The sequence below is a fragment of the Caldimonas thermodepolymerans genome (assembly GCF_015476235.1).
Taxonomy (GTDB): domain Bacteria; phylum Pseudomonadota; class Gammaproteobacteria; order Burkholderiales; family Burkholderiaceae_C; genus Caldimonas; species Caldimonas thermodepolymerans.
Genome location: NZ_CP064338.1, coordinates 85,916 through 106,083 on the forward strand (window position 1 = coordinate 85,916; position 20,168 = coordinate 106,083).

Genomic DNA, 20,168 nt, shown 5'->3' on the forward strand with positions numbered 1-20,168 from the left:
GGCGCTCAAGGCCGGCGTGCCGCGCCTGCGCGCCGATCCGCGCGGTGCGCCGCCTGGCCGGGGACACCGACCTGGTCGGCCGCCTCCCGGTGGCGGTGCTGACGGTCAAGCGCATCGGGCCCCGACCGCCTTCGTCGAGCTGGACGCCCGCTTCCGGCAGACCATGGCGCGGCGGCAGCGCCGATCGCCTGGTGCAGGCCTGCACGCGCCACGACACCCACGGCGACCGGAGCGACGTGACCTGTGCGGCGCTGATGCACGCGCTGCTCGACCGGGTGGCGCATGGCCGCAAGCCCGTGCCGGCCGACATCGCCGCGTGGTGCCGCACGCTGGAGGCCGACCACGGCGCCGCCTACACCCCGTCCCCGCTGGAGACCCGCGTGCCGCCGCGCGGGCGGCCCTGAACGCGGCGGGCCTCCGTTGCGGCCAGCAACCGGCGCGCATGCCGGCGCACCGCCTGGCGCAGCCCGCGCGGCGCGAGCACGGTGAAGCGGCAGCCCAGCCGCGCCAGCTGCCGCGCGAACCAGGCCAGGCTGTCGGTGCGTGCCTGCAGCAGCACGCCGCCCTCGACCGGTGCCAGCGTGCCGAGCGACTCGCCCAGGTCGGACATCGCGTCGGCGAGGTCGGTGTGCAGCAGCACCGACACCGGGATGGCGCGCGGCAGCTCGGTGATGCTGCGCGCCAGGTGCGCGGCCGCGTCGAAATGCGCGGGACGCCCGAAGTAGGCGTCGACCAGCTGCACCTGCCGGATGCGGTCGAGGCGGAACGAACGCAGGTCGCGCCGCAGGTGGCAATGCCCGCTCACGTACCAGCGCCCGCGCCGGTACACCAGCCCGTAGGGATCGACGTCGCGCGTGGTCGCAGCGCCCGCCTCCGGCTGGTAGTCCAGCCGCACGCGTCGCGCCGAGCGGATCGCCTCGGCCAGCGTCGCGAGCGTTGCGTCGTCCACCGGTGCGGAAGGCGCGGGCAGGTCCAGTGCCACCGTCTCGCCCAGCGCGCGCAGGCGCTTCTGCAGCGGCGCGGGCATCACGCGCTCCAGCTTGGCCTGGGCGCTTTCGATCGCCGCGGCGCGGTCGCCCAGGCCGAGCCGGCGCGCCGCCACCAGGCCGAGGCCCACCGCCAGCGTTTCCTCCTGGGTGAACATCAGCGGCGGCACCTTGTAGCCGGGCATCAGCATGTAGCCGCCGTAGCGGCCGCGCTCGGCCAGGATGGGGATGCCCAGGTCCTCCAGCGCCGCGATGTAGCGGCGCAGCGTGCGGCCGTCGACCTCCAGCCGCGCGGCCAGTTCCGCACCGGTCATGCGGCGATGGGTCTGCAGCAGTTCGAGCAGCGCGAGCACGCGCGTGGTCGGGCGGGCCATGGCCTGGGCATGCGTTCGATATAGGGCGGAATCTAGCCGCTTTCCGCCCTAACGTTCCTCCCGCGGCGCTGTTGCCGTGCTTGCAACGTGGAGGAACGACCGAGATGGAACCCGTCCTGTTCTATGGCGTCCCGCAGGGATGCTCCTTTGGTTCGATCGTCGCGCTCGAATGGCTGGGGCGGCCCTACCGGCTGTGCCGCGTCGAGATGCTCGAGGCCTGGCCGGCCGGCTATGAACGGCTCAACCCCAAGATGCAGACGCCGGTGCTGCTGACCGGCGACGGCCGCATGCTGACCGAGAGCCTGGCCATCCTGCAGCACCTGGCGGCGCAGGACCTCGGCCCGCAGGGCCTGGGCCGTGCACAGGGCACGCCGGAGCACGACCGGCTCAACGAGAGGCTGGCCTTCCTCAGCACCGACTTCTTCGGAGCGTTCGGCCCGCTGTGGACGGCCTACGACCGCGACGACCTGGACGACGGCGCCAAGGGCTTGCTGCGCGAACTCGGCACGCAGGACGTGCACAGGGTGTTCAGGGTGCTCGACGGCCTGCTGGCCGGTCGCGCCTGGCTGGTCGACGACCGCCGCAGCGTGGCCGACGCCTACCTGTCGGGCGTGGCGCGCTGGGCGGACTACCTGCGCGTGTTCGACACCCGGGCCGAGTACCCGAACGTCGCGGCCCACCTGCGCAAGCTGCGCGCCGACCCGGCGGTGGCCTTTGCCGATGCGGTCGAACGCCAGGCCCCGGCCACCTCGACCGGCGCATTCCGGGGCCACGTGAGCGCGGAAGAGGCCATGTCCGCGTGGCGTTGAACCCGGGGTGCCGCGTCGGGGCGCCTCCCGCGGCGCCCTGGCGGCACGCCGCGTGCGTGGCGGTCGCTCAGGCCTTCAGCTTGTACCCCGTGCGCAGAATCCACGCCGCGATCGCGACGAAGGCCACGGCAAAGGCCAGCGTCATCGCCAGGCTCAGGCCGATGCTCACGTCGCCGGCGCCGTAGAAGCTCCAGCGGAAGCCGCTGACCAGGTAGACCACCGGGTTGAACAGCGAGAGGGTCTGCCAGACCGGCGGCAGCATGTGGATCGAGTAGAAGCTGCCGCCGAGGAAGGTCAGCGGCGTGACCACCAGCAGCGGGATCAGCTGCAGCTTCTCGAAGCCGTCGGCCCAGATGCCGATCACGAAGCCGAGCAGGCTGAAGGTCACCGCGGTGAGCACCAGGTAGAACAGCATCCACACCGGGTGCTCGATGCGCAGCGGCACGAACAGCGCGGCCGTCGCGAGGATGACGAGGCCGAGCAGGATGGACTTGCTGGCCGCCGCGCCCACGTAGCCGAGCAGGATCTCCAGGTGCGACACCGGTGCCGACAGCAGCTCGTAGATCGTGCCGGTGAACTTCGGGAAGTAGATGCCGAACGAGGCGTTGGAGATGCTCTGGGTCAGCAGCGACAGCATGATCAGGCCCGGGACGATGAAGGCGCCGTAGTTCACGCCATCGATCTCGGGGATGCGCGAGCCGATCGCCGCGCCGAAGACCACGAAGTACAGCGAGGTCGACAGCACCGGCGAGACGATGCTCTGCAGCAGCGTGCGCCGCGTGCGCGCCATCTCGAACTGGTAGATCGCGCGGACGGCATGCCAGTTCATGCTCATGCGTGGGGCTCCTTGACCAGGCTCACGAAGATGTCCTCCAGCGAGCTTTCGGTGGTGTGCAGGTCGGTGGGCACGATGCCGGCGGCGGCCAGCCGCTGCAGCACCGCGACCACGCCGGTGCCGGACGTCCTCGCGTCGTAGGTGTAGGTCAGCTCGGTGCCGCCCTTGCCGAGCGCGAGCGGCCAGTCCTCGAGGCCCGGCGGCAGGGCCGCGAGCGGCTCGGCCAGCTGCAGCGTCAGCTGCTTCTTGCCCAGCTTGCGCATCAGCTCGGCCTTGTCCTCGACCAGGATCAGCTCGCCGCGGTTGATCACGCCCACGCGGTCGGCCATCTGCTCGGCTTCCTCGATGTAGTGCGTGGTCAGGATGACGGTCACGCCGGTCTCGCGCAGCCGGCGCACCAGCGCCCACATGTCGCGGCGCAGGCTCACGTCCACGCCCGCGGTGGGCTCGTCGAGGAACAGCACCTGCGGCTCGTGCGACAGCGCCTTGGCGATCAGCACGCGGCGCTTCATGCCGCCGGACAGCGTCATCAGCCGGCTGTCCTTCTTCTCCCACAGCGACAGGTCCTTCAGCACCCGCTCGATGTGGGCCGGGTCGGGCGGCTTGCCGAACAGGCCCCGGCTGAACGAGACCGTGTTCCAGACCGTCTCGAAGGCGTCGGTGGTCAGTTCCTGCGGCACCAGCCCGATCAGCGCGCGCGCGGCGCGGAAGTCGCTGACGATGTCGTGCCCGCCCACCCGCACGCTGCCCGAGGTGGGGCGCACGATGCCGCAGATGGTGCCGATCAGCGTGGTCTTGCCGGCGCCGTTGGGGCCCAGCAGCGCGAAGATCTCGCCGCGGCGGATCTCGAGGTCGATGTGCTTCAGTGCGGCCAGGCCCGACGCATAGGTCTTGCACAGCCCGGAGACGGAGATGATGGCGGACATGGTCGGCACGCGTCGGGGGAAGCCGCCGATGATGACCCAGTTGCCGCCGTCGTGCAGTCCCGCTGCGCAAAACCTGGAAAGCGACCGGCTGTTGCAACCTGGTGCAATGCCGGGCTTGGCCCGGAGACTGTCCGGGCGGTGCCGAACGGCTTCCTACGGTCGGCCCTGTTCGGCGCGATCGCCAAGGGGCGGCGGCGGTACATCAACGGCGAGGATCTCGCCGCCGTCGATGGCGTGACGATCCGCTACAAGGGCGAACGCCTCGACCAAGGCGACCTCGATGTGTGGGAAAGCGTGCTGCACGCCGTGCGCCTTCAGGAGCTGGGCAGTCGGTGCCGCGTCACGTCCTACGCCCTACTGAAGCTCATGGGCAAGACCGACACCGGCAAGAACCGGGCGACCCTGCAAACGCGCATCGAGCGGCTTGTAGCCAATGCCGTGACCGTCAAGCAGGGCCGCTACACCTACATCGGCGGCCTGATTCGCTTCGCGGCGAAGGACGAGGAAACGCAGGAGTGGGTCATCGAGCTGGACGAGAAGCTGCGCCCGCTGTTCGCCGCCGACCAGTTCACGCAGGTGGAATGGGCCGTGCGCCATGCGCTGGACGGCCACCAGCTCGCGCAGTGGCTGCATGGCTTCTACGCCAGCCACGCCAAGCCGTTCCCGATCAAGATCGAGACGCTGCACCGGCTCTGCGGTAGCCCCCTTCGGGGGGGATTGCCCACGCCCGCGCGCACAGGCAAAGTGCGTGGTACGAACGTTGCGCCAATTTGCATGAAATTTAGTACTGTACAAACATCCAGTCAATGCCTGGAAACGCAGGCTGGGCGCGGCTTTACGCCCGATCGAGCCGCCGGTGTTAGGGAGACAGCCGTCGGTGTTATGCAGCAGTTTTGCTCCCTATAACACGTTAGGTGCAAGAAAAAGGAGCGCTGATATGACAACAATGAGAATCTTGGCGTGCGTGCTGTCCGCTGTGCTCTTATCGGGATGCGCTGGATTCATTAGGTCGGACGTGGCTGTGTTTCATCAACTCGGAGATAGTCCAACTCCGACGACATATATTTTTGTTCCGCTAAAAGGTCAGGAAAACAGTCTCGAGTACAAGACGTATGCGGCGCTCATTCGCCAAGAGCTCAATAAGCATCAGTACAGAGAAGTTACAGAAAAAGAAAAACCCGATGTTGTAATCGCTTTCGACTATGGGATCGACAGTGGGAAGCAAAAGTTGGAGTCCATCCCAATTTTTGGTCAGACAGGCGTTTCATCATCAACTACGTATGGCACGTTGAACACATACGGCAACTACGGCTCATATTCTGGTACTACAACCTATACGCCCACCTACGGAGTAGTTGGTTCTTCTACTGTATCGAGAACAGAGTATGCCCGTGGGTTATGGCTGTACATCGTTGACGCTAAAAGCGTTGGAACAGAAAAGCTCAACGTTCTGTATGAGGGCAACGTGAAGAGTACCGGCTCTTCATCGCAGCTATCGCGGGTGATGCCGGCGATGATACAAGCGTTATTCAAGTCGTTTCCAGGGAAAAGCGGTGCAACAAGAACAGAAACTACCCCGATACCGATAGAGCAATGACAGAAATGCCACCTAACAATCGCTTCGAGACGGACTCGCTACGTCGGCGCTTCGCGCCGCCTTCGCTCGCCGCTCAAGCTTGTCGTTAGACCAACATGGGAGGTGTCATGGCAACTCGATCCAAGAAGCCTACGAAGTCTGCGTCTACGTCGGGAACGACGGCGGCTCCAGCGAAAGCCAAGGGCGCGCCGAGATACCAGAAGAACTTGATCCCCGTGCAGTCGGGGCATGTTGCCGTTTACGCGAGTCCGCGAGTGTCCCGCGCCCTCCATGAGATTACGGAGGACATGACGCTTTATCACGGCGTTCGTCTCTCGCAGGTTCTTGAGGCGGTCTACACTCAGGGCAAGAAGGACGGCGCTCGCACAGCCTTTGAGGAACTAGACAAAAAGATCCGGGAGGTCCACAAGGCCGTGCCGCACAAGAACCCGGGGAAACCCAAGAAGACGAAATAGTTGGTCTAACAATTCGCCCAAGCCGACGCCGCTTCGCGGCGCGGCTTAACTCAGGTGTTAGCAGGCCGTTGAAAAAGTCCCGAGGAACGATGCACTGCCAAAGGCCGACCTTTCAGAACGACCTACAAGCGATTTTTCAAGAGTGGGTAAGGGGTGAGGCACCCCCGAAATCACCATTTTTTGAACCCGCATCGACTTTTTCAACGGCCTGTTAGGCGTCACAGGACCCACTTCTTCCGCACTCAGACCGAACGCCACGTGCTCCGCTTACCCGAGATCGTCGCATCTGCTTCCCAATCCATTGCCGAACCGAAAGCCACGATGATTCTTGATACATCTAGGCCGCCAAACAAACGCATTCTCTGATAACACCAGCATTCACTATCGTTACGACTTAACGCTCTTAGCAGCTCATCGAATAGAAGGACAAGCATGGGGTTCTATTTTGTCATTTATACATTTATTGGAATTGTTGCAGCCGCCGCCAATATATTAATCATCGAGGGACGCAAAGATGTGGGTGCTGTTCCTCTGTGGGTTCACAAGACTGGGCCGCAATTCGTTCTACTTGGAATGGCTCTCTCCATTATTGCCTTGATTACATCGCTTGTCAATCACGGCATCGTATGGGCGGCTGTTAGTCTTGCTGAGATCGCGTTGGGTGCAATGATTGCATGGATGCTTCCAATGGGGTTGCGGGCGTTCTTAGTTGTCACGAGTCCGATTTCAGCAATTGCAATACTGGGAATCCTTTGGAAATTTTGGTATATCTAAGCATTCAATTTGTCCCCGCAGTGACGCCTAACCACTCGCTCAAGCGGAGCGCCAACGGCAGGCCACCAGGCTCGGTCTGGCGGTACGCGGTACATTTTCGCCAGCCCGGGCCCGGCATCCTGCCGTCGTCGCCCGCTTAGCTCGAACGTTAGGCCTCACAAAACGGCATAGAGCCAGTGGCGGGCGTCACGCACCATGTTTCCATCCAGCTTCCGATTCCAGTAGTCTGGCCACGACTTCGGCCGGTCGGCCGCCTTGCAGCCTGGGTGCTGATGCCAGAAACACCCATGCACGAACAGCGCTATGCGGCGGCTTGGAAACACCAGATCAGGAACGCCAGGAAGGTGCCGATCATGGAGCCGGAAGCGCAGGCCAGCGGCGTGGAGAAAGCGCCGCACGATCATTTCCGGGGCGGTGTCGCGGGAACGCACAGCCCGCATAGTGCGGTTGCGCTGCTCCGGCGTCTCGCTCATTGGCGAAATTCGATTTTCAGGCTTGGATCGGTTTCGACTTCTTCCACGATCTCGTTATAGCGCGTTACCACGTCGCCCACGGCCACGCGCCGGCCTTCGCACGGCACGCCTGGGGCAGGATGCAACTTTGCCACCGAAGCGACTCCCAGGGGAGGATGCCGATGCTCAAGCTCTACTTCCACCCGCAGAGCCGGGGCCAGATCGCGCGCTGGATGCTCGACGAAGCCGGGGCCGAGTACGAACTGGTCCACGTCGACCTGCAGCAGGGCGAACACAAGCGGTCCGAGTTCCTGGCGATCAACCCGGCCGGCAAGCTGCCGGCCCTGGTCGACGGCGACGTCCGCGTCTACGAGAACCCGGCGATCTGCCTCTACGTGGCCGAGAAGCATCCCGAGGCCCGGCTGGCGCCGCCGCCCGGCGCACCCGGACGCGGGCGCTTCCTGTCGCTGATGGTCTATTCGACCGCGCAGCTGGAGCCGTCGATGGGCGAGGCGCTGCTCAAGCTGCCCCATCATCCGGCGCGCGGCTGGACCCCGTTCGACGCGGCGCAGGACGTGGTCGAGCGCGAGCTCGGCGACGGGCCGTACCTGTTCGGCGACTGGTTCACCGCGGCCGACGTGATGATCGGCTCGATGTTCATCTGGAAGCGCTGGTTCGGCGGCCCGCCCGACCGCCCGCGCATCGCGGCCTATGTCGACCGGCTGCTGCAGCGCCCGCGCTGCTCGATGCGCCGCGAGTGATCCCTGCGCGGCGCCGCTTCAGCGGTGCCCCGGCGCACTGCCGGCCGGAAAGCGCGCCTCGTTGCGGTCCATCTTGGCGTGGGCGGCCTCGATCAGGTCGATGCCCAGCGCATCGGCCAGGCGCGCCAGGTAGATGAACACGTCGGCCGCCTCGTCGCGGATGCGCTGCAGGCGCTCGGGTTCGGGCGCGCGGCTCTCGTCCTCGGTCAGCCATTGCAGTTCGGCGACCAGTTCGCCGGTCTCGCCGGCCAGGGCCATCGCAAGGTTCTTCGGCGAGTGATAGCGCTCCCACTGCTTTGCGGCGGAAAACTCGCGCAGGCGCTGCACCAGCGCCTGCAGCCGGTCGTCGGGCATCGGGCGTCTCCAGGGAGATGACGGGCCTTGCATTGTGACGCGGACGGCGACAGCGGCGTCGTCTATGCTCGACGCATCGGGTGCCGGTGCGTGCCGGCCAAGGAGCTTACCGACATGTCGCTCGACGCCATCGAAATCGAAACCGGGCCGGGGCCGACGGCCTGCCTGATCGTGCTGCACGGGCTGGGGGCCGACGGCAGTGACTTCGTGCCGGTGGTGCAGGCACTGGACCTGGACGACCTCGGCCCGGTGCGCTACGTGCTGCCGCATGCGCCGGCGCGCCCCGTCACCGTCAACGGCGGCTACGTGATGCCGGCCTGGTACGACATCCTCGGCCCCGGCGCCCCGCAGCGCGAGGACGAGACCGGCCTGCGCGAGTCGCGCCTGATGATCGATGCGCTCATCGAGGCCGAGAAGGCGCGCGGCATCCCGGCCTCGCGCATCGTGCTGGCCGGTTTCTCGCAGGGCTGCGCGATGACGCTGATGACCGGCCTGCGCCATCGCGAGCGCCTGGCCGGGCTGGCGGGGCTGTCGGGCTACCTGCCGCTGGCCGGGACCACGCCGGCCGAGGCGGCCGCGGCGAACCGCGACGTGCCGGTGTTCCTCGCGCACGGCCGCGACGACACGGTGGTCGCGATCGAGCGCGGCATCGCCTCGCGCGACGCGCTGCTGCGCTGGGACTATCCGGTCGAATGGCACGAGTACGAGATGGAGCACTCGGTTTGCCCGGAGGAGGTCGCCGACCTCAACCGCTGGCTGCTGCGGGTGCTGGCCTGAGGGCGCGCGCGGCGCGATGCAGGCGACGGACGAGCGGGCCCGGGCACTGGCGCGCATGAAGCGCGTCGCGCTCGCCTTGCTGCTGCTGGCGGCGGCCACCTACGCGGTGGCGACGCTGAACGAAGGCACGCACCCGGCCTGGGGCTACGTGGCGGCCTTCGCCGAGGCGGCGATGGTCGGCGCGATCGCCGACTGGTTCGCGGTGGTCGCGCTGTTCCGCCATCCGCTCGGGCTGCCGATCCCGCACACGGCGATCATCCCGGCCAACAAGTCGCGCATCGGCGGCAACCTCGGGCAGTTCATCGTCACGCACTTCCTCGAGACCGAGCGGGTGCTGGCCCGGCTGCGCGAGTTCGATCCCGCCGGCCGCCTGGCCGCCTGGCTGGGCGAGCCGCGCCATGCCGAACAGGTCGGCCGCCACCTGAGCGCCGCGGCGCGCTACGGCCTGGATGCCTTCGACGACGAGCGCGTGCAGCACTTCATCCGCAGCACGGTGGTCGCGCGGCTGGACCAGGTGGATGTCTCCCGCCTGGGCGGCCAGCTGCTGGACATCCTGACCGCGCGCGGGCGCCACCAGGCGCTGCTCGACGAGGTGCTGCGGCAGATCGCGGCGCTGATCCAGGACGAGGCGGTGCAGCGCAAGATCGCCGACGTGATCGCGCGCGAGGTGCGCTACCTGCGCTACCTGGGGCTGGACAACCTGGCCGGGCAGCTGGCGACCAGCAAGATCGTCGCTGGGCTGGGCCGCATCATCGGCGAGATGGGCGAGGATGCCGGGCATCCGCTGCGCCAGCGCTTCGACGCCTTCGTCCACGGCTTCGTCGAGCGCCTGAAGGACGACCCCGAATACCGCCTCAAGGGCGAGACGATCAAGCGCGAGGTGCTGTCGCACCCGGCGCTGGCCGGCTACCTGCACGAGCTGTGGCGCGAGTTGCTCGCCTGGCTGCACGACGACCTCGGGCGCGACGACTCCTCGATCCGCCAGCGCCTCGCGCAGACGGCACGCACCCTGGGCGAGAAGCTCGCGGCCGACGCGGCGATGCGGCAATGGATCAACGACCAGATCCTCGCCGCCGCGCCGGCATGGATCGAGCGCTACCGCCACGACATCCGCGACTACATCGTCGCGCGCGTCGAGGAATGGGACACGCAGGAGTTGACCGTCGAGCTGGAACGCAACATCGGCCGCGACCTGCAGTACATCCGCATCAACGGCACGCTGGTCGGCGGGCTGATCGGGCTGCTCATCCACGCGCTCACGCAGGCGCTGCTGCGCTAGGCCGGGGGCCGGGCGGCCCGGTGACGGCGGGGCGCCACCTGCGCCCGAGGGACGGGACGGCCGGCGGATGCCATCCAGGCGCTGGGGGCCGAGGCCGCCCACCCCGGGCCCGCCGGGGGCGGCCCGGCACCGGCGTGGCCGGTCGCCGCAGGCCCTGCGGGGTGTCGCGCCGCCGCGGATGCATCTGCACACCGGCCTCACGCGCGCGTAACGCCTGGAGGCCTCCGGGCAGGCCGGGCACTGCGTCAAACTCCGGCCCAGCCGGCCGGTGGCCACGCCAGCCCGGTACACTTCGAGGCTTTGTGTGACTGCCCACTCCATGGCCGCTGCTTCCCGGGGGAACGCCCCTGCCATCTTCGATCTCAAGAGCGCTTCGCTGCCGCTCGTCGCGGTGGTCCTGAAGACCGCCGACCTCGATGCCCTGGCCGCCGAGCTGGCGGCCCGCCTCGACGACACCCCCGACTTCTTCGACCAGGACCCGGTGGTGATCGACCTGTCGCCGCTGAGCCAGGACGACGCGGCGATCGACTTCGCCGCGCTGGTGGCGCTGCTGCGCCGCTATCGCATGGTGCCGATCGCGGCCAAGGGGGGCAGCGCCGCGCAGATGGAGGCCGCCCGTGCTGCGGGGCTCACCGAGGCGCCGGCCGCCGCGCCCGCGACGCCGGTGGTGATGGAGCCGCCCGCACCGCCGGTGCTGTCGGAGGTGATCCGCGAGGTGCCGGTGCCCGTGCCGGCCGCGCCGGTCAGCGCGCTGATCGTCGACCGGCCGCTGCGCTCGGGCCAGCAGGTCTACGCGCGCGGCTGCGACCTGGTCGTGATGGCGGCGGTCAACTTCGGCGCCGAAGTCATCGCCGACGGCAACATCCACGTCTATGCGCCGTTGCGCGGCCGGGCCATCGCCGGCGCGCGCGGCAACACCGAGGCGCGCATCTTCACGCTGTGCCTCGAGCCCGAACTGATCTCCATCGCGGGCACCTACCGCACCACCGAGACCGCGCTGCCGCCCGAAGTGCAGGGCAAGCCGGCGCAGGTGAGGCTGGTGGGCGAGAAGCTCGTGATGGAACCGCTCAAACCCTGACGCAGACTCAACTCAAGGATCCAGCAACAGATGGCCAAAATCATCGTGGTGACCTCCGGCAAGGGAGGGGTTGGCAAGACCACCACCAGCGCCAGCTTCGCATCCGGCATCGCCCTGCGCGGCCACAAGACGGCCGTGATCGACTTCGACGTCGGCCTGCGCAACCTCGACCTGATCATGGGTTGTGAACGGCGGGTGGTGTACGACCTGGTCAACGTGATCAACAACGAGGCCAACCTCAACCAGGCCCTGATCAAGGACAAGCACTGCGAGAACCTGTACATCCTGCCGGCCTCGCAGACGCGCGACAAGGAAGCGCTGACCAAGGACGGCGTCGAGCGCGTGCTCAACGAGCTCGCCGAGATGGGCTTCGAGTACATCGTGTGCGACTCGCCGGCCGGCATCGAGACCGGCGCGGTGCTGGCGATGCACTTCGCCGACGAGGCGCTGGTGGTCACCAACCCCGAGGTCTCGTCGGTGCGCGACTCCGACCGCATCCTCGGCATGCTGGGCTCCAAGACCAAGCGCGCCATCGAGGGCCGCGAGCCGGTCAAGGAACACCTGCTGATCACCCGCTACAACCCCAACCGCGTGCAGGACGGGCAGATGCTGTCGCTGGAGGACATCCAGGAGATCCTGCGCATCGACCTGATCGGCGTGATCCCCGAATCGGAGGCCGTGCTGCAGGCGTCCAACCAGGGCGTCCCGGCGATCCACCTCAAGGGCAGCGACGTCTCCGAGGCCTACCTGGACGTGGTCGGCCGCTTCATGGGCGAGGACCGCCCGCTGCGCTTCGTCGAGGCCGAGAAGCGCGGCTTCCTCAAACGCCTGTTCGGCGGCAGGAGGTGACGCCATGTCCTTCCTCTCCTTCTTCCTCGGGGAAAAGAAGAAGTCCGCCGTCCTGGCCAAGGAACGGCTGCAGATCATCCTGGCGCACGAGCGCTCCGGCCGCCGCGGGGCCGACTACCTGCCTGCGCTGCAGCGCGAGCTGGTCGAGGTGATCTCCAAGTACGTCTCGATCAATCCCGACGACATCAAGGTGCACCTGGAGCGCCAGGAAAACCTCGACGTGCTCGAAGTCAAGATCGAGCTGCCCGAAACGGCGCGCTGAAGCGCCCGCCGTCCCGGGCCGCGGGGACACCCGTGGCCCGGACACCGCCGTTGCTGCTCCCGCCTGCCTGCAAGAGCCCCCGCTGACGTCATGGACGGGCGTGCCCGGGGCCCTACGGGGTCGCAGAATGGACGGGTCCGTGCACGCGCCAGGCGTGCCGGTCCCTGGTCTGTGCATTCCGACAGGAGGCCCTGCATGGAGAAGAAGCTACACCTGCTCGAATCCTTCACCGCCAAGGGCAGTGACGGCGCGATCTACAAGGTCTGCGGCTACGAGCACCTGGTGCGCGACGAATCGCTCGTGGGCGAGGACCTGTGGGAACCGACCGGTCAGGCCGAGTACCGCCTCGACACGGGACAGCGCGTCGAAGTGACCCATGACGGCGTGATGCGCATCGCCACCACCGGCGTCGAGCTGCACCGGCAGCACTGATCTCCCTTCCCCTTCCTTCGTGCGACGTGCCGCCCCGCCCTGCCGCGGGGCGCGCATGGCGCCCCTACCGCCCCGTGTGTGTTCGACGTGTGAGGACGCCAGATGCCCAATGCCGCCAAAGCCGGGTCACCCGAGGAACTGCAAGAGATCTACGTGCTGCTGAAGAAAGGACTGGGACACGATCGCGTGAACGACGACAACGTCTTCGCGCTGATCGACCTGGCGGTCCGCTACGGCAACAAGCCGCTGGAAATGCTGTTGCGCGAATGGCAGGCGCCGTGCAGCGACGGCTCCGAGGGCGTGCCGAGCACGATCCCGCCCACGCGCGGGTTCAACCGCGAGAACGCCAAGCGCTGACGGCGCGGCTTGCCGCAGCCGCCGGCGGCGCGTTCAGCCGCGCGGCGCGAGCGTGAGCGTGCAGCCGTCGCCCGAGGCCTCGCGCCACACCCGCACCCAGGCCAGCTGCGGCAGCCGGGGGGCGAGTCGCTGCGCGACGTAGGCGCACAGGCCTTCGAGCGTGGGGCGCTCCAGCCCCGGCACCTCGTCGAGCAGGCGGTGGTCCAGCGCGTCGCGCAGCGGCTCGAGCGCGCGGCGCAGGTGGCCCAGGTCCATCACCATGCCGCGCTCGTCGGGTGCGCCGCGCAGGGCCACCTCGCAGTGGTAGGTGTGGCCGTGGATGCGCCGGCTGGGTTCGGCGTCCACGGTGCGTTCCAGCGTGTGCGCCGCCTCGAAGTAGAAGCGCTGGGTCAGTTCGTACTGCATCGGGAGGGTTCGGGCTATCGGATGTCCAGCACCTTGTGGGTCTGCACGCTCAGCCGCCAGCGCGGGTCCTGCAGGCAGCGTGCGATGGCCCATTGCGTGTTGCGCTGCAGGTCGGGACCGTCCATGGCCTGCAGGAAGTGGTGTTCGAAGGGCAGCGCCGCCAGCGCGTCCAGGTCCAGGCCGTCCTGTGGCACCACCACCTTGAGCTCCTGGCCGCTGCGTTGCACCAGCTCCGCGCCGGCCTTGGGGCTGACGCAGATCCAGTCGATGCCGGGCGGCGCGGCGAGGGTGCCGTTGGTCTCCAGCGCGATGCGGAAGCCGCGCGCGTGCAGCGCGTCGACCAGCGCGGTGTCGACCTGCAGCAGCGGTTCGCCGCCGGTCAGCACCGTCAGCGGCTGCCCGGGCCGGCCCGCGGGCCACTGCGCGGCGATGGTGTCGGCCAGCGCCTCGGCCTCGTAGCGGCCGCCCAGCGTGCCGTCGGTGCCGACGAAATCGGTGTCGCAGAAGCGGCAGACCGCGCGCCCGCGGTCGCGCTCCCGGCCGCTCCAGAGGTTGCAGCCCGCGAAGCGGCAGAACACCGCCGGGCGACCGGCGTTGGCGCCCTCGCCTTGCAGGGTGTAGAAGATTTCCTTGATCTGGTAGGCCACGCGCGCTGCTCCTGCCGACCCCGCCCCGGGAGCGGCGGGTGGCGGACGATCCCTCGGGAAAACCCCATATTGTCGCCGCTGTCGGCGCCGCCCGCCGGCGCGGATCAGTTCAGCAGGGCATACAGCACCTGCGGGTCGGTCGGCTTGGTGCAGTGGTGGTCGAAGCCGGCGTCGCGGGCGCGCTGCTGCTCCTCCTGGCGGCCCCAGCCGGTCAGCGCGATCAGGCGCACCGTCCGGCCCCACGGGCGGGCGTGGATCTCGCGGGCCACCTGGTAGCCGTTCAGCCCCGGCATGCCGATGTCGAGGATCGCCACCTCGGGGCGCAGCTGTTCGGCCGCCGCCAGCGCCTCGTGCCCGTCGCGCGCGACATGGACGCGGTGGCCGGCCAGCTCCAGCAGCAGGGCCAGGCTGGACAGCGCATCGGGGTTGTCGTCGGCCAGCAGCACCTCGCGCGCCTGCAGCGCCGCCGGTGCCGGGGCGTCGCGCCCGGCCCGGGGCTCGGCCTCGCCGGCCGGCAGCGCCGGCAGCCGCACGACGAACTCGGCGCCCAGGCCGAGGCCGGGGCTGGAGGCCTCGATCGTGCCCCCGTGCATCTCGACCAGCCCGCGGCTGAGCGCCAGCCCGATGCCCAGGCCGCTTTCGGCGCGCGCCAGCGCAGGCGAGACCTGCGAGAACATCCGGAAGATCTGCTCGCGCGAGGCCTCGGACAGCCCCACGCCGTTGTCGCGCACGCGGATCACGGCCGCGTCGCCCTCGCGCGCCGCGCGCAATTCAATGGCGCCGCCCGCGTCGGTGTACTTGGCCGCGTTGGACAGCAGGTTGGACAGCACCTGCGCGAGCCGCAGCGGGTCGGCGTCGACCTGCACGTCCTCGTGCGGCAGCACCACCGTGAAGCGGTGGCGGCGCGCATCCATCAGCGGGCGGGCGGTCTCCACCGCCGCGTCGACCACCGAGGCCAGGCTGACCCGCTCGCGCCGCAGCGCCAGGCGCCCGCGCGAGATGCGCGCCACGTCCAGCAGGTCGTCGAGCAGCAGCGCCATGTGGTGCGACTGGCGCTCGATGATGTTGAGCGCCCAGGCGTGCTGCACCGCCGACAGCTGGCGGGTGCGGGCGATCTGCACCGCCTGGCGGATCGGCGCCAGCGGATTGCGCAGCTCGTGCGCCAGCGTCGCGAGGAATTCGTCCTTGTGCCGGTCGGCTTCCTGCAGCGCCTGCACCGCGCGCACCTGCTCGGTCACGTCGTGCCCCTGCGCGAAGATGCCGCGGATCGTGCCGTCGGCCTGCGCGACCGGCTGGAACACCTGGTCGACGTAGCGTTCGGCCGGCGGGGCGTCGGGCCGCAGGCGCAGCCGCAGCCGCATCGCGCGGCCGACGAAGGGCTGGCCGGTGGCGTAGACGCGCTGCAGGATCTCCTCGTAGCCCTGGCCACGCAGTTCCGGCAGTGCCTCGAACGCCGGGCGTCCCTGCAGCGGCCGCTGCCCGACCAGCTGGTAGAAGGCCTGGTTGACCATCTCGAACACCAGGTCCGGCCCGCGCAGCAGCGCGATGAAGCCGGGTGCGTGGTCGAACCACGTGCGCAGCGTCGCGGCGGTGTCCTGCGTGCTGCGCATCAGCGCGTCGCGGTCGCGCTCGGCCTTCACGCGCGGGGTCTCCTCGGTGCAGGCGCAGAACAGCCCGCCGACGCGGCCCGCTTCGTCGTGGATGGGGCTGTACGACCAGGTGAAGTAGGCCTCCTCGGCGTAGTCGTTGCGCTCCGTCACGAGCAGGGTGCGCTCGTTCCAGGTGGCGCGCCCGTGCACCATCACCTCCTCGACCTGCGGCGCCAGCACGTCCCAGATGTCGGCCCAGACGCCCGGGGCGGGCTGGCCGAAGGCCTGCGGGTGGCGCTTGCCCAGCACCGGGATGTAGGCGTCGTTGTAGAGGTTGACCAGCTGCGGTCCCCACCACACGAACATCGGGAAACGCGAATGCAGGCACACGCTGACGGCGGTGCGCAGGCTGGGCGGCCACCGCTGCGGCGGGCCCATCGGCATGGCGGACCAGTCCGCGTCCCGGAAGCGGCGGCCCATCTCGCTGTCGGGCCACGGCAGCGCGGGCGGACGGGGGCTCATGCACACAGCCTAGTGCACGCCGGCGGCGGCACCTGTCACGCGGCGTTACTGCACGCGCGGGCCGCGACGGGCATGCTGGAGGCGAGACCCGCCACGCCGGCCCCAGAGAGGAGACGCACGATGGCCCTGCCCCACGCCCGACCGCTCGATGTCATCAGCGTGCGCCCGCTCGGCGAGGCGCTCGCCACCGCGGTCAGCACCAGCCTGCTCAAGACCGGGCGGCTGCAGCTGCTGCACCTGGTGCTGCACGCCGGCCAGGACATGCCCGAACACCATGTCGACGACGAGTGCACCCTGCACTGCCTGGAGGGCGAGGTGGAGGTGGTGACGCCCGGCGGCACGATGCCCCTGGGCCCCGGCGACCTGGTGGCGCTGCCTGCCAGGCAGCGCCATGCGCTGCGGGCGCGCCGCGACGCGGCGGTGCTCGTGACCCTGCTGCTGGACGACGGCGACGCCGCCCGCGGCGGCGGTTCGGGCAGCAGTGCACCGGCTGCCCGCGGCTGAGCGACCGGCGCGCTCAGTCCGGATCGAACAGCCGGGCTCCGGGCCCGTAGGCACCCAGCCGGTCACCGGGGTTGCGCAGGGGGCATTCCCGCAGCGACAGGCAGCCGCAGCCGATGCACTGGTCGAGCTGGTCGCGCAGCTTGGTCAGGCAGTCGATGCGCGCGTCGAGCTCGCGCTTCCACTGCGCCGACAGGCGCCGCCAGTCGGCCGCCGTGGGCGTGCGGTGCTCCGGCAGCCCGTGCAGCACCTTGGCGATCGTCGCCAGCGGAATGCCCAGGCGCTGCGCGACCTTGATCACCGCGACGCGGCGCAGCACCTCGCGCGGGTAGCGGCGCTGGTTGCCGGCGCTGCGGTGGCTGCGGATCAGCCCCTTGTCCTCGTAGAAGCGCAGCGCCGAGGGTGCGACGCCGCTGCGCGCCGCGACCTCGCCGACCGTCAGCAGCGAGTGCCCTTCCGTGGCGTGGGTGTTTGCCATGGCCGTCCTTGACTTCAAGTTCACTTGAATTTCTACGATGCCGCCATCTTCTCACCCATCCGCAACAAAGGAGCACGACGATGGCATTTCCCGACAGGCTCAAGCTGGCGCTCGTCCTGGGCAGCACCCGCGAGGGGCGCCTGTGCGAGCGGGTGGCGTGCTGGGCGGCCGCGCGCATCGAGGCCGACGGCCGTTTCGAACTCGAGATCGTCGACCCGGCCGTGCACGCCCCGGCGACGATCGGCCCCCGCCTGGCGCGCGCCGACGCCTTCGTCGTCGTCACGCCCGAGTACAACCACGGCTACCCCGCGCCGCTGAAGGCCCTGATCGATGCCTGGTACGACGAGTGGCAGGCCAAGCCGGTGGCCTTCGTCAGCTACGGCGGCATCTCCGGCGGGCTGCGTGCGGTCGAGCAGCTGCGCCAGGTGTTTGCCGAGCTGCACGCGATGACGGTGCGCGACGCGGTGAGCCTGTCCAACGCCCGGGAGCGTTTCGACGCCGCCGGCACCCTGCAGTCGCCCGAACGGCACGAGCGCGCGATGCGCACGATGCTCGCGCGCCTGCACTGGTGGGCCCGCGCCCTGCGCGAGGCGCGCGCGGCGCAGGCCTACGCGGAAGCGGCCTGAGGCCGGCGTTACAAAAAGCCCGCATCGCGGTGTCGAATTCGTCCGGCCTGCTTCGTCGTGGGACAGAGCACCGTACCGCTCGATCCATCCATCCCCCTGCGAGGAGCCATCCATGCGAGTGATCGTTTTCGTCAAGGCCGACCACAACACCGAAGCGGGCGTCCTGCCGAGTGAGCAATTGCTGACCGAAATGGGCCGCTACAACGAGGCGCTGGTGCAGGCCAGCATCATGAAGGGCGGCGACGGGCTGCACCCGAGCGCCAAGGGCGTGCGGGTGCTGTTCTCCGGCCCGAACCGCCGCGTGATCGACGGCCCGTTCGCCGAGACCAAGGAGCTGGTGGCCGGCTTCTGGATCTGGGAGGTGCGCTCCATGGACGAGGCGATCGAATGGGCCAAGCGCTGCCCGAATCCGACGGGCGAGGAGAGCGTGCTGGAAATCCGCCCGGTGTTCGAGGCCGACGACTTCGGCGAGGCGTTCACGCCCGAGCTGCGCGCACAGGAGGAACGGCTGCGCGCGCAGATCGAGCAGGACAACGTCGCTGGCGGCCGGCTCGAGCCGGTCCCGCCGCCGCGCGGTGCGACGCCCTACCTGATCGTGCGGGGCGCGCCGGACGCGATCGCGTTCTACCAGCAGGTGTTCGGCGCGACGGTCCGGCTGCGCCTGGACGCACCGGACGGCAGCGTGATGCACGCCGAGCTGGCGGTCGGCGGCGCGGCGTTCATGCTGAGCGAGGAGCAGCCGCAGTGGAACTCGCTGAGCCCGCTGGCCATCGGCGGCTCGGCCAGCTCGACGCTGGTCTACGTGCCCGACGTCGACGCCGTGGTCGAGCGCGCCGTGGCGGCCGGGGCCAAGGTCACGATGCCGGTGGCCGACCAGTTCTGGGGCGACCGCAGCGGCCACATCGTCGATCCGTTCGGCCACCAGTGGTTCGTCTCGACCCGCATCGAGGAGCCGACGCCCGAGGAGCTCCAGCGCCGCATCGACGCGATGTTCGCGCAGCAGGGCGCCGGCCCGGCCGGCAGCTGAGGCGGGCCCGTCGCACGCACGACAGGAGGGAGGGTTGCGCATGTCGTGGGCGCACACCATGCAGATCGTCATCGGCAGGCCTTGGGACGAGGTCTGCGCCACGCTGGCCGACCCGGCCCGCTACGCGGATTGGGCTGCCTGGCTGGGCCCGACGCTGCGCTGCCGGCGCGGCGAGTGGAGCGTGCAGCGCGGACCGCTGCGTGCCAAGGTGCGCTTCACGCCCCGCAACGGCTACGGCGTGGCCGACCACTGCGTGCTGGAGGGGCCGGACCGCGCCCGCTTCATCGCGCTGCGCGCGATGCCGCACGAGGATGCCTGCGTCGTGGTGGCGACGTTCTTTCGCCCGGCCGAGTGCAGCGAGGCGCAATGGGCCGTGCAGCTGGATGCGGCGCAGCAGTCGCTGCGGCGCCTGCAGGTCCTGCTGGAGGCGCGCAGGCCGCAGCCGGCCGAGCCGGCCTGGGCGTGAGTTCCCCGGGCACGCAGCGTGCGCGCCGCTGTCCACGGCGGCTGCGCATGACCCGGTGGATCCACGGTGGGCATCGGTCGCCGTGCCCACGCCGCGTGGGCAGGGCTGCAGGTCGACGCATCGTGCAGCAGCGGGGGTGGCGTGCCGGGCTCAGCGCGACGGCGCGGTCGCCTGCGCGCGATCGGCGTCGGCCGCCAGCTGGCGTTCCAGCTCGGCCTGCAGGGCGCCGGGCAGGGCTTCGGGCACGACCTGGCGCGACGGCCAGACCGTCACGCTCTCGTAGACCCCGGCGCTGAAGTACGGATCCTGCGCCATGTAGGCATCCAGCGCCGCGCGGTCCTCGAAGCGCAGCACGTAGAGGCTGCCGCGGGGGTGGCCGTCCTCGCCCAGCAGGGGGCCGGCGAAGATGAAGTGCTCGGCGTGCGCCATCGCGACCCGCAGGTGGGCGGCGCGCACCTGCTGCCGGGGCTGTCCGTCGCCGGGCTTGTCCAGCGCGTAGATCACGAATTCCATGCTCGCTCCTGCTGCATCGGTGGGGACCGGACGGCGT

Annotated in this window: 28 protein-coding genes and 1 pseudogene; 19 read left to right on the forward strand and 10 right to left on the reverse strand. The window is 69.3% G+C overall.

From position 1 onward, the window contains the following. Positions 1–44: 44 nt before the first annotated feature. Positions 45–404, forward strand: coding sequence for a hypothetical protein (locus IS481_RS00410; RefSeq protein WP_104357319.1), 360 nt, complete (start codon positions 45–47; stop codon positions 402–404). Here the strand turns inward: IS481_RS00410 and IS481_RS00415 are convergent. Next, a complete protein-coding gene (locus IS481_RS00415; RefSeq protein ID WP_104357320.1) occupies positions 353–1,360 on the reverse strand; it encodes a helix-turn-helix transcriptional regulator in 1,008 nt (335 codons plus the stop codon). The genes IS481_RS00410 and IS481_RS00415 overlap by 52 nt on opposite strands. Positions 1,361–1,464: 104 nt before the next feature. On the opposite strand from IS481_RS00415, the gene IS481_RS00420 reads away from it, so the two are divergent. Beyond that, entirely contained in the window at positions 1,465–2,169 is a 705-nt protein-coding gene (locus IS481_RS00420) for a glutathione S-transferase family protein (protein ID WP_104357321.1), read from the forward strand. 67 nt (positions 2,170–2,236) lie between these two features. Here the strand turns inward: IS481_RS00420 and IS481_RS00425 are convergent, their stop codons facing one another. Further along, positions 2,237–2,998, reverse strand: coding sequence for an ABC transporter permease (locus IS481_RS00425; RefSeq protein ID WP_104357474.1), 762 nt, complete (start codon positions 2,996–2,998; stop codon positions 2,237–2,239). 2 nt (positions 2,999–3,000) lie between these two features. Continuing rightward, positions 3,001–3,930 carry an ABC transporter ATP-binding protein gene (locus IS481_RS00430; protein ID WP_104357322.1) on the reverse strand — a complete coding sequence of 310 codons (930 nt, stop codon included), beginning with the start codon at positions 3,928–3,930 and terminating at the stop codon, positions 3,001–3,003. 51 nt (positions 3,931–3,981) lie between these two features. Between IS481_RS00430 and trfA the strand changes: the two genes are divergently transcribed. The 4 genes from trfA (at position 3,982) to IS481_RS00450 (ending at position 6,756) form a co-directional block, all read left to right on the forward strand. Next, the gene (gene trfA, locus IS481_RS00435; protein ID WP_194963321.1) at positions 3,982–4,836 is read left to right on the forward strand and encodes a plasmid replication initiator TrfA; all 855 of its coding nucleotides are present in this window, start codon (positions 3,982–3,984) and stop codon (positions 4,834–4,836) included. Positions 4,837–4,951: 115 nt separating this feature from the next. Then, on the forward strand, positions 4,952–5,527 hold the full coding sequence (locus IS481_RS00440; protein WP_170067453.1) for a DUF4136 domain-containing protein: 576 nt from the start codon (positions 4,952–4,954) through the stop codon (positions 5,525–5,527). 287 nt (positions 5,528–5,814) lie between these two features. Next, positions 5,815–5,982 carry a hypothetical protein gene (locus tag IS481_RS00445; RefSeq protein ID WP_170067454.1) on the forward strand — a complete coding sequence of 56 codons (168 nt, stop codon included), beginning with the start codon at positions 5,815–5,817 and terminating at the stop codon, positions 5,980–5,982. A 432-nt stretch (positions 5,983–6,414) separates the two neighbouring features. Next, positions 6,415–6,756 carry a hypothetical protein gene (locus IS481_RS00450; protein ID WP_146079528.1) on the forward strand — a complete coding sequence of 114 codons (342 nt, stop codon included), beginning with the start codon at positions 6,415–6,417 and terminating at the stop codon, positions 6,754–6,756. Between the two features lie 155 nt (positions 6,757–6,911). Here the strand turns inward: IS481_RS00450 and IS481_RS00455 are convergent, their stop codons facing one another. Beyond that, positions 6,912–7,229: a very short patch repair endonuclease gene (locus IS481_RS00455; protein WP_104357324.1), complete on the reverse strand. Its 318-nt coding sequence runs from the start codon at positions 7,227–7,229 to the stop codon at positions 6,912–6,914. A gap of 161 nt (positions 7,230–7,390) precedes the next feature. Between IS481_RS00455 and IS481_RS00460 the strand changes: the two genes are divergently transcribed. Further along, positions 7,391–7,969 (forward strand): glutathione S-transferase family protein, encoded by a 579-nt coding sequence (locus IS481_RS00460; RefSeq protein WP_104357475.1) that lies wholly within the window; start codon positions 7,391–7,393, stop codon positions 7,967–7,969. A gap of 18 nt (positions 7,970–7,987) precedes the next feature. Here the strand turns inward: IS481_RS00460 and IS481_RS00465 are convergent, their stop codons facing one another. Then, positions 7,988–8,323, reverse strand: coding sequence for a nucleotide pyrophosphohydrolase (locus IS481_RS00465; RefSeq protein WP_104357325.1), 336 nt, complete (start codon positions 8,321–8,323; stop codon positions 7,988–7,990). Positions 8,324–8,437: 114 nt separating this feature from the next. Here IS481_RS00465 and IS481_RS00470 point away from each other — a divergent pair, with 114 nt between their 5' ends. From IS481_RS00470 to IS481_RS00500, 7 genes are all read left to right on the forward strand, one after another. Continuing rightward, positions 8,438–9,100, forward strand: a complete 663-nt coding sequence (locus IS481_RS00470) for an alpha/beta hydrolase (protein ID WP_104357326.1) — start codon at positions 8,438–8,440, stop codon at positions 9,098–9,100. A 16-nt stretch (positions 9,101–9,116) separates the two neighbouring features. Then, the gene (locus tag IS481_RS00475; protein ID WP_232529395.1) at positions 9,117–10,379 is read left to right on the forward strand and encodes a DUF445 domain-containing protein; all 1,263 of its coding nucleotides are present in this window, start codon (positions 9,117–9,119) and stop codon (positions 10,377–10,379) included. A 319-nt stretch (positions 10,380–10,698) separates the two neighbouring features. Further along, the gene (minC, locus tag IS481_RS00480) at positions 10,699–11,457 is read left to right on the forward strand and encodes a septum site-determining protein MinC (RefSeq protein ID WP_104357327.1); all 759 of its coding nucleotides are present in this window, start codon (positions 10,699–10,701) and stop codon (positions 11,455–11,457) included. A gap of 30 nt (positions 11,458–11,487) precedes the next feature. Beyond that, positions 11,488–12,306, forward strand: coding sequence for a septum site-determining protein MinD (minD, locus tag IS481_RS00485; protein ID WP_104357328.1), 819 nt, complete (start codon positions 11,488–11,490; stop codon positions 12,304–12,306). 4 nt (positions 12,307–12,310) lie between these two features. Further along, complete coding sequence (gene minE, locus IS481_RS00490; protein ID WP_104357329.1) at positions 12,311–12,568, forward strand: cell division topological specificity factor MinE; 258 nt, start codon at positions 12,311–12,313, stop codon at positions 12,566–12,568. Between the two features lie 195 nt (positions 12,569–12,763). Then, positions 12,764–13,000, forward strand: a complete 237-nt coding sequence (locus IS481_RS00495) for a hypothetical protein (protein WP_104357330.1) — start codon at positions 12,764–12,766, stop codon at positions 12,998–13,000. Positions 13,001–13,102: 102 nt separating this feature from the next. Further along, on the forward strand, positions 13,103–13,357 hold the full coding sequence (locus IS481_RS00500) for a hypothetical protein (protein WP_104357331.1): 255 nt from the start codon (positions 13,103–13,105) through the stop codon (positions 13,355–13,357). A gap of 33 nt (positions 13,358–13,390) precedes the next feature. Here IS481_RS00500 and IS481_RS00505 read toward each other — a convergent pair whose 3' ends face one another. The 3 genes from IS481_RS00505 to IS481_RS00515 form a co-directional block, all read right to left on the reverse strand. Continuing rightward, positions 13,391–13,762, reverse strand: a complete 372-nt coding sequence (locus IS481_RS00505) for a 6-pyruvoyl trahydropterin synthase family protein (RefSeq protein ID WP_104357332.1) — start codon at positions 13,760–13,762, stop codon at positions 13,391–13,393. 14 nt (positions 13,763–13,776) lie between these two features. Beyond that, a complete protein-coding gene (queE, locus tag IS481_RS00510; protein ID WP_104357333.1) occupies positions 13,777–14,409 on the reverse strand; it encodes a 7-carboxy-7-deazaguanine synthase in 633 nt (210 codons plus the stop codon). A 104-nt stretch (positions 14,410–14,513) separates the two neighbouring features. Continuing rightward, entirely contained in the window at positions 14,514–16,520 is a 2,007-nt protein-coding gene (locus tag IS481_RS00515; protein WP_104357334.1) for a hybrid sensor histidine kinase/response regulator, read from the reverse strand. 120 nt (positions 16,521–16,640) lie between these two features. Here IS481_RS00515 and IS481_RS00520 point away from each other — a divergent pair, with 120 nt between their 5' ends. Beyond that, complete coding sequence (locus IS481_RS00520; protein WP_114699312.1) at positions 16,641–17,024, forward strand: cupin domain-containing protein; 384 nt, start codon at positions 16,641–16,643, stop codon at positions 17,022–17,024. 13 nt (positions 17,025–17,037) lie between these two features. Here IS481_RS00520 and soxR read toward each other — a convergent pair whose 3' ends face one another. Beyond that, a complete protein-coding gene (soxR, locus tag IS481_RS00525; RefSeq protein WP_104357335.1) occupies positions 17,038–17,499 on the reverse strand; it encodes a redox-sensitive transcriptional activator SoxR in 462 nt (153 codons plus the stop codon). 80 nt (positions 17,500–17,579) lie between these two features. Here soxR and IS481_RS00530 point away from each other — a divergent pair, with 80 nt between their 5' ends. The 4 genes and pseudogenes from IS481_RS00530 to IS481_RS00540 all read left to right on the forward strand — a co-directional run bounded on the left by IS481_RS00530 (position 17,580) and on the right by IS481_RS00540 (position 19,618). Further along, entirely contained in the window at positions 17,580–18,125 is a 546-nt protein-coding gene (locus IS481_RS00530) for an NADPH-dependent FMN reductase (protein ID WP_104357336.1), read from the forward strand. 112 nt (positions 18,126–18,237) lie between these two features. Continuing rightward, positions 18,238–18,651 (forward strand): annotated as a pseudogene (locus IS481_RS18315) (YciI family protein); the annotation flags it as partial. 69 nt (positions 18,652–18,720) lie between these two features. After that, positions 18,721–19,152: a VOC family protein gene (locus IS481_RS18320; RefSeq protein ID WP_233436628.1), complete on the forward strand. Its 432-nt coding sequence runs from the start codon at positions 18,721–18,723 to the stop codon at positions 19,150–19,152. Positions 19,153–19,192: 40 nt separating this feature from the next. Continuing rightward, positions 19,193–19,618 (forward strand): hypothetical protein, encoded by a 426-nt coding sequence (locus IS481_RS00540; RefSeq protein ID WP_104357338.1) that lies wholly within the window; start codon positions 19,193–19,195, stop codon positions 19,616–19,618. Between the two features lie 150 nt (positions 19,619–19,768). Here the strand turns inward: IS481_RS00540 and IS481_RS00545 are convergent, their stop codons facing one another. Further along, positions 19,769–20,131, reverse strand: coding sequence for a YciI family protein (locus tag IS481_RS00545; RefSeq protein WP_104357339.1), 363 nt, complete (start codon positions 20,129–20,131; stop codon positions 19,769–19,771). Positions 20,132–20,168: the final 37 nt, after the last annotated feature.

What these genes read in the sequence shown, in the direction of transcription:
- IS481_RS00415 (WP_104357320.1), bottom strand. Translation starts at nt 1,360, where the DNA reads ATGGCCCGCCCGACCACGCGCGTGCTCGCGCTGCTCGAACTGCTGCAG.
- IS481_RS00420 (WP_104357321.1), top strand. Translation starts at nt 1,465, where the DNA reads ATGGAACCCGTCCTGTTCTATGGCGTCCCGCAGGGATGCTCCTTTGGT.
- IS481_RS00425 (WP_104357474.1), bottom strand. Translation starts at nt 2,998, where the DNA reads ATGAACTGGCATGCCGTCCGCGCGATCTACCAGTTCGAGATGGCGCGC.
- IS481_RS00430 (WP_104357322.1), bottom strand. Translation starts at nt 3,930, where the DNA reads ATGTCCGCCATCATCTCCGTCTCCGGGCTGTGCAAGACCTATGCGTCG.
- IS481_RS00445 (WP_170067454.1), top strand. Translation starts at nt 5,815, where the DNA reads ATGACGCTTTATCACGGCGTTCGTCTCTCGCAGGTTCTTGAGGCGGTC.
- IS481_RS00450 (WP_146079528.1), top strand. Translation starts at nt 6,415, where the DNA reads ATGGGGTTCTATTTTGTCATTTATACATTTATTGGAATTGTTGCAGCC.
- IS481_RS00455 (WP_104357324.1), bottom strand. Translation starts at nt 7,229, where the DNA reads ATGAGCGAGACGCCGGAGCAGCGCAACCGCACTATGCGGGCTGTGCGT.
- IS481_RS00460 (WP_104357475.1), top strand. Translation starts at nt 7,391, where the DNA reads ATGCTCAAGCTCTACTTCCACCCGCAGAGCCGGGGCCAGATCGCGCGC.
- IS481_RS00465 (WP_104357325.1), bottom strand. Translation starts at nt 8,323, where the DNA reads ATGCCCGACGACCGGCTGCAGGCGCTGGTGCAGCGCCTGCGCGAGTTT.
- IS481_RS00470 (WP_104357326.1), top strand. Translation starts at nt 8,438, where the DNA reads ATGTCGCTCGACGCCATCGAAATCGAAACCGGGCCGGGGCCGACGGCC.
- IS481_RS00475 (WP_232529395.1), top strand. Translation starts at nt 9,117, where the DNA reads ATGCAGGCGACGGACGAGCGGGCCCGGGCACTGGCGCGCATGAAGCGC.
- minC (WP_104357327.1), top strand. Translation starts at nt 10,699, where the DNA reads ATGGCCGCTGCTTCCCGGGGGAACGCCCCTGCCATCTTCGATCTCAAG.
- minD (WP_104357328.1), top strand. Translation starts at nt 11,488, where the DNA reads ATGGCCAAAATCATCGTGGTGACCTCCGGCAAGGGAGGGGTTGGCAAG.
- minE (WP_104357329.1), top strand. Translation starts at nt 12,311, where the DNA reads ATGTCCTTCCTCTCCTTCTTCCTCGGGGAAAAGAAGAAGTCCGCCGTC.
- IS481_RS00495 (WP_104357330.1), top strand. Translation starts at nt 12,764, where the DNA reads ATGGAGAAGAAGCTACACCTGCTCGAATCCTTCACCGCCAAGGGCAGT.
- IS481_RS00500 (WP_104357331.1), top strand. Translation starts at nt 13,103, where the DNA reads ATGCCCAATGCCGCCAAAGCCGGGTCACCCGAGGAACTGCAAGAGATC.
- IS481_RS00505 (WP_104357332.1), bottom strand. Translation starts at nt 13,762, where the DNA reads ATGCAGTACGAACTGACCCAGCGCTTCTACTTCGAGGCGGCGCACACG.
- IS481_RS00515 (WP_104357334.1), bottom strand. Translation starts at nt 16,520, where the DNA reads ATGAGCCCCCGTCCGCCCGCGCTGCCGTGGCCCGACAGCGAGATGGGC.
- IS481_RS00520 (WP_114699312.1), top strand. Translation starts at nt 16,641, where the DNA reads ATGGCCCTGCCCCACGCCCGACCGCTCGATGTCATCAGCGTGCGCCCG.
- soxR (WP_104357335.1), bottom strand. Translation starts at nt 17,499, where the DNA reads ATGGCAAACACCCACGCCACGGAAGGGCACTCGCTGCTGACGGTCGGC.
- IS481_RS00530 (WP_104357336.1), top strand. Translation starts at nt 17,580, where the DNA reads ATGGCATTTCCCGACAGGCTCAAGCTGGCGCTCGTCCTGGGCAGCACC.
- IS481_RS00540 (WP_104357338.1), top strand. Translation starts at nt 19,193, where the DNA reads ATGTCGTGGGCGCACACCATGCAGATCGTCATCGGCAGGCCTTGGGAC.
- IS481_RS00545 (WP_104357339.1), bottom strand. Translation starts at nt 20,131, where the DNA reads ATGGAATTCGTGATCTACGCGCTGGACAAGCCCGGCGACGGACAGCCC.